6 protein-coding genes are annotated in these 10,246 nt (G+C 37.4%); 3 read left to right on the top strand and 3 right to left on the bottom strand.

The genetic code is table 11. The features are described from left to right. Positions 1-331: 331 nt before the first annotated feature. Positions 332-2,233 (bottom strand): FAD/NAD(P)-binding protein, encoded by a 1,902-nt coding sequence (locus ACWIB3_RS17950; RefSeq protein WP_185211921.1) that lies wholly within the window; start codon positions 2,231-2,233, stop codon positions 332-334. A 484-nt stretch (positions 2,234-2,717) separates the two neighbouring features. Beyond that, positions 2,718-3,722 carry an LLM class flavin-dependent oxidoreductase gene (locus ACWIB3_RS17945; protein WP_454292301.1) on the bottom strand — a complete coding sequence of 335 codons (1,005 nt, stop codon included), beginning with the start codon at positions 3,720-3,722 and terminating at the stop codon, positions 2,718-2,720. Positions 3,723-4,252: 530 nt separating this feature from the next. On the opposite strand from ACWIB3_RS17945, the gene pckA reads away from it, so the two are divergent. Genes pckA through ACWIB3_RS17930 form a run of 3 tightly spaced genes read left to right on the top strand, consistent with a single transcriptional unit; the run spans position 4,253 to position 7,772 of the window. Then, positions 4,253-5,827: a phosphoenolpyruvate carboxykinase (ATP) gene (gene pckA / locus ACWIB3_RS17940; RefSeq protein ID WP_454292300.1), complete on the top strand. Its 1,575-nt coding sequence runs from the start codon at positions 4,253-4,255 to the stop codon at positions 5,825-5,827. A gap of 11 nt (positions 5,828-5,838) precedes the next feature. After that, positions 5,839-6,864 (top strand): class 1 fructose-bisphosphatase, encoded by a 1,026-nt coding sequence (gene fbp, locus ACWIB3_RS17935; protein ID WP_454292299.1) that lies wholly within the window; start codon positions 5,839-5,841, stop codon positions 6,862-6,864. Between the two features lie 50 nt (positions 6,865-6,914). Then, positions 6,915-7,772: a DUF6265 family protein gene (locus ACWIB3_RS17930; RefSeq protein ID WP_454292298.1), complete on the top strand. Its 858-nt coding sequence runs from the start codon at positions 6,915-6,917 to the stop codon at positions 7,770-7,772. 71 nt (positions 7,773-7,843) lie between these two features. Here ACWIB3_RS17930 and ACWIB3_RS17925 read toward each other — a convergent pair whose 3' ends face one another. Continuing rightward, positions 7,844-10,009 carry a S46 family peptidase gene (locus ACWIB3_RS17925; RefSeq protein WP_454292297.1) on the bottom strand — a complete coding sequence of 722 codons (2,166 nt, stop codon included), beginning with the start codon at positions 10,007-10,009 and terminating at the stop codon, positions 7,844-7,846. Positions 10,010-10,246: the final 237 nt, after the last annotated feature.

The following is a 10,246-nucleotide window of genomic DNA, read 5'->3' as shown; positions in this document are numbered from 1 at the left end:
AATATATGTAATTAAAAATTAAATATATTGCATGATATTGAAAAAGAGTTTTATAGCTTGATGGTTCAGCGCTTAAAGCCTGAAAACAGAAAATTATTCGATTCTTCTAAAATCGAATTGTAAAAATTAAGAAGTGTAATGGGGTTGGTTTTGTAAATGGGGGAGGGGTAAAAAAAATGATGGTGGATTTTAATCCTCTTCTGAATTAAAATCATCACCATCATACAGGAATTCTATCAATATAGAATTCGATTCTTGTGTCAATACTTCGTCTTTTATCATCTTTAATAAATTTTATTATCAAAAATATAAATAGACTTTAATCTGTGTATTAATTCGGTGTTAAGTTTGTGTAATTAACATTGGAAAAGGCTAGACTATAATTTGGTCTGCTTTCCAATATCGATTTATTCTTTATCCTTTCTAAGGTAGCCTGACACCAGGTATTGCTGAAATTATTCGTTTCTCTTGATAAGCTGTCATTTTGTAAGTATGTTCCATCGGTTGGGATTCCATACAGATAAATAAGCCCATTCTGTATATTGCCAATAAGTTTTCCTTCCTTATCAACAGCTATTTTTCCATTACTATAGTTTCCATTGACAATTTCCTGCACATATCCTTTCCTTCGCATCCGTTCGTATAGCTTGTTGTTTTTTAGCTTCAGGTTGCCTTTTGGTATCCGGGCATCGATCAGGAAATTAAATTCTTTTTCTACATAGGAATTCTTTAAAAGTAATGCTTCTGGTTGGACCTCAATAACTGGTTCTTCAGAAAACATAAACTTTACATAGCCGTCCTTGGCCAAGCAGAACAATTTATCGATACTATCCCTTGGAGGTCCAAAAGCGGTATGGTTAATGAATCCTTGCCAATATTTTTCAAAGGATTCCTGGGATTCCTCGTCAAAACCATTATGGGAGAAGAGCTCGGCAATAAGGTAGAAGCCTTCCCGAATTGCTGCAATTGCAGCAGCCATTGGACTTTTTAGCTCACCTTGTTCTGAAAGCTTCATGCTGTAAATGCTAAGATCGACAATGAACTCATGGTAATTTGTTTCCATCTGCACCTTAGAATAGGTCATCGGATCGATGAGTGCGGAGATAGAAAAAAGTTTGGTCGCATCAAAAGTGTCAATGAATTCCAGGATTTCTGCTGAAGTCAGCTCTTGGGTCGCATGTGTATAGGTGTAGAAGGCCAATTGTGCTTCAAGGTTATAGGTAGGCAGTATATCCCTTTCAAAATTTAGGGGTTCATTTCTACTTTTCAACAAATTGAGCCAGTCCTCATTCATTATTTTTAGTTCATATTTATTTCCATTCCAGAATGCATTTCGCGGTAGCATAGGGAGGTTTCTTCTTGAAAAAGGATAGATAATAGGTTCATATCCAGATGGAAGATAGCGGTATTCATGGTCCTGTTTATAAAATATTCCTCCTCGGCCCTCAGTAAGGTGTAGGACAGCATCCATAAAGGTCAGGCCTATTCCTTTGATGGCAACATCGACCTGTGCTGGAATCTCATCCAATAGCTCCACAGGGTAAGTTTGCGGAAGATAGAGGATGTTTTCATTGCAATCAGATGCTAAAAGATCTTCTTCCTCCATATTGGAATAACTATGGCCAGTACAAAAAATCGCTGATTCGTATTGGAAGGGCAAAGTCATTTTCGAACTTGTCAGTTGTACTCTGTCCATGTGTATATCCATGTCCAAGATATTGCTGTTGACCAGGTTGACTTCAATCTGATTGGGTTTATGGCTTAAGGTCTTGTGCAAAGCATCCATTAAGTAGAGTCCCATCAGCTCCCTAGAACAGAAGTCAGAAGGGTTAGGGCTGCTTTCTGCAGATTTGTTTTGATGGATCCAATCAATAAGTTTTAATCTGTTTGGAATATAATGTGACGATTCAGGCTCTTCCCAACAGCTTATTTCTGCTATGCAATCATTCATGATGAGATAGGAAGGCAGGGTAGGTTGGAAGTGAGGTCCAGAGGCAAATTCTCGGTTGTGATTAAACCAATGAATGTTGATGGGTTTATGGATGTTTTGGTCTATAGCTTTAGAAATAAAACGGTCTAGAGCATAAAAACCTTTGGGACCACCTCCAATAATAGCAATGTAAATTGCGTCTGATTTTTCGGCAGGCAATTCCTCGTCATTCACAATTTGGCTGTAAATGTGTTTAGGCACCTTACTCAGGTGTGGGTCTAGATATGCAGAATTCCAAATCATAATCTAATTTTTTATTAATCATTGGAGCTCAATTAAATTCACTAATAGATATAAAGCGTTTTAGTGCAATGCAAATCTTGCTATGATTGGATAATCATAGCCTAACAGTTTAGATTCACTTGTTTAGAAATTCACTTTTTTTGCTTCAATCAATGTTTTAACCCTTTGGATAAATTCATACCCCTCCAAGGACATCTAACTGATATCTCCAAAATTGTTAATTACTAAATCACATTAATAATATTTGTACCTTATTAAGCTAGACAAGCGTTAATGTGCCACTTGTTTCGCAATCTTTTTAACAAAGATTTAGTTTTGTGTGATGTAGTAAATATAACAGTAAATAACCATAAACGTTTTAGAGAAATGTGTTTTTTGAGTTTATTTTATTAATATTTTTTATCAATACCCTAATGTTAGGGTATAAAAAAAGGGATTTACGTTAAATCCCCTTTTATTTATTACCTGAATGTGTTGAAATTGCTTATTCTTTATTAATTAAATCGAAAGTATCCTTAATCAATTCAAAAGATTTCAATCTTTTTTGGTCATCATATATATAATTAGTGGTCATGATCTCTTGTGCATTTACCTCCTCAATCAATTCTTTAAGTGTCCTGGCCAATTGTTCAGGGTTGCCTGTATAGGTACTGGAAGTCATGGATTGGACTGCTTGCTCGATTTCAGGTATTCCGTGGAAAATGGGTTTTTCCGTTGGTGCTGATAAAGGCATCCTCCGGTTGGTCACTATTCCTGCAAAAAGGTTCTTCAAGCTGCTGGATAAAAATATGGCCTCTTCATTGGTCTCTGCTGCCACTATATTTACACAAACCATAAAATAAGGCTCTTGCAATTGTTCGGATGGTTTGAAGTTCATTCTATAGATATCGGCAGCGGCCTTTAACATATTTGGGGCGAAATGTGCCGCAAATGCATAGGGTAAACCCAATTCCGCAGCAAGAAAGGCACTGTCCGTGCTGGACCCCAGAATCCAGATAGGGATTTCTAAACCTTCTCCAGGGAATGCGCGAACCTTGGAGCTGTGGTTGTCGGAACTAAAATATCGTTGTAGAGACTGCACATCATCCTTGAAGTAAAATGCCGTATTTAAATTATTCCTTCTAAGTGCCATTGCGGTCACCTGATCGGTGCCGGGAGCTCGCCCAAGACCAAGATCAATTCGGTTGGGATAAATAGATTCCAAAGTTCCAAATTGTTCCGCAATCACCAAAGGGGAGTGGTTAGGGAGCATAATCCCTCCGGAACCAACCCTGATGTTTTGTGTTTGGCTCGCAATATGGCCGATCAAAACTGAAGTGGCCGAACTGGCAATAAATTCCATATTATGGTGTTCGGCGAGCCAGATCCTGGTATAACCTAGTTTGTCAATATGTTTGGCGCCTTCTGAAGCTCTTTCGATCGCTTCAGTGGCTGTATTATTCTTTCTTAAAGTGGCTAATTCCAGTAGAGAATATTGGATGTTCTTCATAAGGTAAATATACGTCTCAAATTACATTGAAATGGTAATCTTAATGTATGGAATTATTTAAGCTTTGTCACGATTCCTAAAATTTATAGAGAAGCAATGATGGTAGTCTAGTATTAACATAGGATTTGAGGGATTTTTTATTTGAGTAAGTTCAAATTTTACCTTTCATTTTTAATCAAAATTGGAATAATTTTTAACATATATTGTCAATTTATTAAAGTATATTGTCATTTCATTTTAGCAAGGTAGAATTATCGCTACATTTTCATTTCAATTAAAATAATAAATACCTTAAAATCCCTTAAAAATCGCCAAAAACGTTGAAAAATGCATTTAAACTGTTTAAAGGCACATTATAGAAAAGGCTAGTATTTGCTGTATAAAATTGCTAAATTAATTATATCTATATTTTTCATTTTATTTAATTGAAAATAAGGTAGTTACAATTGTGTAAATTTTACAATATGCTAAATTTACTTTTTTTATTGCTAAAAATATATATAGCTTTGTTCGCAAAATAAATCCTATATATGACAAATTTAATCAGTAGTCAATTGGAGTCACTTGGGATCCGTCCTTCAAGTCCAATTTATTTTCAACTTCCAGTACCAGAACTGGTGGAAAGAGCGATTAAAAATAATGAAGCTTCCTTAACAGAAACAGGAGCATTGAGTTTCAAAACTGGCATTTTTACAGGGCGCTCGCCAGAGTCTAGATTTATCGTAAAAGACTCCGATACAGCAGAGCACGTAAATTGGGGAAAAGTAAACAAACCCATGAGCATCGAGCTGTTTGACCTGTTGCTGGCTAGAGTAACTGAATATCTTTCATTAAATCCCATTTATGTAAGATCTGTACAAGCTTGTAATCATAAAGATTATTCCCAAAATGTACTTACGGTTACCCAAAGTCCTTGTCAGGATATTTTTGTGAACAATATGTTTATCAATGTAGATGTTGAAACGCAAGGACCAGTTGATTGGACAGTCTTAGCAGCTTCAAATTTAAAAGTTGATGATTACCAGGCCTTGGGCTTGCCAACTTCACACTGTGTGGTTTTGGATCTAACCCGTAAAGTGGTTATCATCATCGGAACGGCATATACAGGAGAGATTAAGAAGGGGATTTTCTCTGCACTGAATTATTACTTGCCTTTAAAGCATAACGTGTTAACAATGCACTGTTCTGCAAATGTCGGTAAGAAAAACGACACTGCTTTATTCTTTGGCCTATCTGGGACGGGTAAAACAACGTTATCATCTGATCATGGTCGTTTATTGATCGGAGATGATGAGCATGGTTGGACGGAAAATGAGGTGTTTAACTTCGAAGGAGGTTGCTATGCGAAGGCCATTGGTTTGACGCAGCAACATGAACCACAAATCTTTAATGCTATCAAATTTGGTGCATTATTGGAGAACGTGAATTTTAAACCTGGGACTCGTGAAGCAGATTATGACGACAGCAGCATCACAGAAAACATGCGCGCTTCATACCCAATCGAATTTTTGGAAAATGTAAATCCTAGAGGATATGGTGCTTCACCAAAGCATATCTTCTTTTTGAGTGCGGATGCATTTGGAGTACTTCCTCCGATCTCCAAGCTTACTGCTGAACAGGCCATGTATTATTTTATCAATGGATATACAGCTAAAGTAGCAGGAACAGAAATGGGAGTAAAGACGCCTACGGCTACTTTCTCTGCTTGTTTTGGTGCTGCATTTATGCCATTGCATCCTATGCACTACGCGGAAATGTTAAGGAAGAAACTAGAAGAAAATCCGGATATCCAAGTTTGGTTGGTCAATACGGGTTGGGTAGCTGGTCCTTACGGCGTAGGAAGAAGGATACAGTTAAAATATACCCGTCAATTAATCCGTACTGCTATGGAGGGCCATATTGGCGAAGCAGGATATGAAAAACATCCGATTTTTAACCTTCAGATGCCAAGGGAATGTCCTGAAATCCCAACTAATCTATTAAATCCTAAACGCGTTTGGGACAATCCAGAAGCTTATGAGGAGTTAGCGGAAAAATTAAAGGGAATGTTTGATGAAAATTATGCTCAATTTATCCCGAAACCAGTTGAAAAGGTATTGAGTTAATAAAAAGAGAAATGGGAATTCAAACATTAGAGCAATTTATTTCTGAGCAACAAACTCAATTTCCCCAAGCAAAAGGAGAATTGACACGATTGCTACAAGGGATTTCTTTGGCCGCTAAAATTGTTCATAGGGAAGTAAATAAAGCTGGCCTGGCTGACATCCTAGGGAAGCAAGGTAATACCAATGCCCAAGGTGAGGAGCAACAAAAACTAGATGTATTTGCTGATCATTACTTTATGGATGCATTGGAACGAGTTGGCGAATGCTGCTATCTAGCTTCTGAAGAACATGAAGACGGAATAGATCTGACAAAACGAAATAAATATGCTGTAGGTAAGTATATGGTTTATTTTGATCCTTTGGATGGCTCTTCCAATATTGATGCAAATGTGTCAGTAGGTACTATTTTCTCCATCTATAAAAGAGTAAGCTCTGGAGAAGAGATCGAGAACATTGATTTTGCGCAGATCGGTAGAAAACAAGTTGCCGCAGGTTATGTGATCTATGGTTCTTCAACCATGCTTGTTTATACTACTGGAAAGGGAGTGAATGGCTTTACCTTGGATCCATCTATTGGAGAATTCTGTCTTTCCCATCCAGGTTTAAGGATTCCTGAAAATGGGAAGACCTATTCTGTAAATGAAAGCAATTACAACCAGTTTTCCCTAGCGATAAAACAATACCTGCAATTCTGCAAAGAAATCGATAAAGATACCAACCGACCATATTCTTCTCGATATATTGGTTCCTTAGTGGCCGATTTTCATAGGAATATGATTCAAGGAGGTCTGTTCTTATATCCGGATACCTATCAGTATCCGAATGGGAAACTTCGGTTGATGTATGAATGTAATCCATTGGCATTTATTGCTGAACAAGCAGGAGGTAAAGCTACAACCGGTGATATGCCAATCTTGGACATTGAACCTGTCGAATTGCATCAAAGGACTCCGTTGATCATCGGAAGTAAGAACATGGTTGAAAAGGTAGAACAATTTATTGCAGAATATTCAAGTGTAGAACCGTCATTTGTATAGGCTATTATTTAAGTAATTGAAAATAATTATGTTTGCAAAAACATCTAATTATGAAAATACTATTTGCTGTACTGTGTCTGTTCTGCTTTCAGCTTTCCTATGCCCAAGATAGATTACCTCTGTTTTTAAAAGGTCATTGGGAAATACAGGGAAGCAATAGCGAAGAACATTGGGATGTTCTTTCTGACAAGAGCATGAAAGGCTTTGGTTACAAAATTGATGGTGCTATTCCTCAGGTTTCTGAATACCTGGATATCCAATTGAAAAAAGGTAAAGTGGTCTTGATGGCTACGGTAGTGGGTCAGAATAAGAGATTGCCAATTGAATTTACTGCCGAAGGAAAACCATCTGATAAGGAGATCAAGTTTGTGAATCATAAGCATGATTTCCCGCAAGAAATTACCTATAGCAAGGCTTCAGACTCTACAGGGAATTTGATTGTAAAAATCGCTGGTCAAGGAAAGGAACATACGCAAATCTTTCTTCCTAAGAAGGTTTCAGGTGCAGAGCAGGATACTGCCTATGATGAAGCTTTAGCACAGAAGTTAGGTTCAGATGAATACGGTATGAAATCCTACTTTTATGTGGTTTTGAAGACTGGAGAAAATAAAGATCAGGACAAAGTTTTGATCAATACGGCTTTCAAAGGCCATATGGATAATATCAACAGGTTGGTTAAGGAAGAGAAGCTGATCGTTGCTGGTCCTTTTGGGAAGAATACGGATCAATATAGGGGTCTATTTATTCTAAACAATATAAAGACAGAAGAGGAAGCGAAAGCAATTCTGGAAACTGATCCAGCTATAAAAGCGGGGTACCTGGCTTATTCTATTTATACCTGGTATGGTTCAGCGGCACTTCCAATGTATCTTCCATATTCAGAGAAAATTACCAAATCCAAATTCTAATATAGTTAAAACAGATTCGGCCAGTCTTGCAGAGCAATGACTGGCCGAGTTTTTTATATAAATATTGTTTCTTATTTAACTCCCATTTCTTGGATAATGAATTGGGCATTGTCAACCTTATCTGCTATCCATAACACATAACGGATATCGACACCGATCGAACGACTGTAGCTCTCGTTCCAAGCGAAATCATTGATAGTAGCATCATAAGCTCTATCGAAGTTCACTCCGATCAATTCTCCGTAAGCATTCATGATAGGAGATCCTGAGTTTCCGCCTGTAGTGTCCATGTTATATAGGATGTTAACAGGTACATCATTCAAATCCTTTTTGAAGTAGTTTCCGAAGTTCTTGTCCAGCCAATTGGTCTTGATTGCTTCAGGATAGGTGAATTCATTTAAACCTGAGTTACCCTTTTCAATGATTCCTTTTACAGTAGTGAAGGGTTCCATGTAGGTGGCATCTGCAGGACTATAGCCCTTGATGTTTCCAAATGTCAACCTTAAAGTTGAATTCGCGTCAGGGATAAAGCTTTTTGATTGGAACTTTTCTTTTACAGCAATATAATCCGCCATTAACTTGTTCAAATTACCTTCTCTTCTTTTTTGTTCCGCATAGAATGGCTGCATTTCCGTTTCCAGTTCTTTTTGAAACTTCATTAAATCATCCGAATACTTTAAGAAAGAATTTACATCCTTTAGGACCGTGTTCTCAAAATACTCTTGATTAGAAAGTTTGGAATCTTCGATGGCCTTGCTGATATAATCAGAAGCAGCCTGTTCGTTACTGAATTTGTGAGCTGCAACAAATGGAAGGGCATTGCCATCTTTTAATTGGTAAGCTTGAGCAAACATGCTGCTTGCAATACTTTTATCTACATTTAGATTGAAGCTTTCATAAAGGCCAGCTAACTGTTTCTTGAAATTATCAATATTGGCCTTGTACAATTCTTCCTTACGTTTGCTTGATAATTCTTTGTTAATAGCATCTTGAAAGCTATTGGTCAAGGAAGCAAATTGTAAGGAGCGAATTCCAGAATAGATGTTGTTATACCATAATTCTTTTTCTGCATTTTGGAAAACCAATCCGTAGTGTTGGTCTATATCTTTCATCAAGGAGCCATATTGAGCTTTTAACGCAGCATCATTCTCAATGAATTTTGCCAATTCCTCATCCTCCTTGATCTTGGTATTGACAAGGTCGATGTTTCTCAAGCCTTTCAATTTACCTCTGTAATTCTTCATTACATTTGCATTCCTCTTGATCCTTGTTGCAAGTGCCAATTCAGTAGCTTTATCATCTTTTCCTGCAAGTAGCATCTGCTGATTTTGGAAATCATAAAGTTCTGAGGTGTAAGGCAATAAATATTGCTGCTGATATTCAATATACTGGGCAGGTCTATGACGGAAAGTACGACCAGGGTAGCCAAGGATAAAAACGAAATCATTTTCATTTACACCTTTAGGATTTACCTTTAAATGTTTCTTTGGTTTATAAGGGACATTATCTTTAGAGTATTTCGCAGAAGAACCATCCTTGGCAACATAGGCTCTCAAGAAAGAGAAGTCACCTGTATGTCTAGGCCATACCCAGTTGTCCGTCTCACCACCGAACTCTCCAATGTTCTGTCTAGGGATATAAACCAAGCGCACATCTTCTATGGTTTTATATTTGAACAAAACATAGCTCTTGCCGATGAACATCTCAGAAACTTCAGCCTTGATGGATGGATCTTGGGCTTCAGCTTCTTTTGCAATTTCTTTTCTTTTGTTGGTAATGATATCGATACGCTGGCTAGGGTCAGTTACATTTGCAACAGCTTCCAAGATTCTCTGGGATACATCCTCATAAGAGTCCGTAATCCGGATATTCAGTCCCTTGGCTTCGATTTCTTGCTCATGCGAATTCGCAACGAATCCATTTTCTAAATAATTGTGTTCGGGTGTGGAGGCTAATTGAACGGCACTGAAAGCACAGTGATGGTTGGTGATGATCAATCCATTCGGAGAGACAAATGAGCCAGAACAACCACTAACCTGTACCAAGGCATCGACTAGGCCTATCTGTCCGGGATTATAGATTTCCTTTTCGCTAATTTTTAATCCTGCTTTTTTCAGACCGGCTTTGCCCAGTTCGCTCAAAGGGAACATCCCTTCATCAGGAATGGCATTCGGAATGATGACCGTTCCGGTGGTTAAGAAAGCAGCAATTATCCCTGCTTTGATAAAGTTTAACATAACTATAGATTTTGTTTCATTCCAAAAATACTAAATGTTAATTGGCAAAACAGATTTATTGCTGTAATACCTGGGGTATTATTTAACTATTCGATAAATGGTTCCTATATTTGCAGAAAATAGGGAATTTTATTCACGCTAATTTAATAATAGGAACCTTAGCCTTTATAAATAGCAAACATTAATCTTTAGCTATCTAAAAGGGGAAATGACCAACGAATGAGACAAAAATTTCTA

The organism is Sphingobacterium sp. NPDC055431 (genome assembly GCF_053644255.1).
Note: the sequence above shows the minus strand (reverse complement) of the source record. Positions and strands in the feature narration are given on the sequence as shown.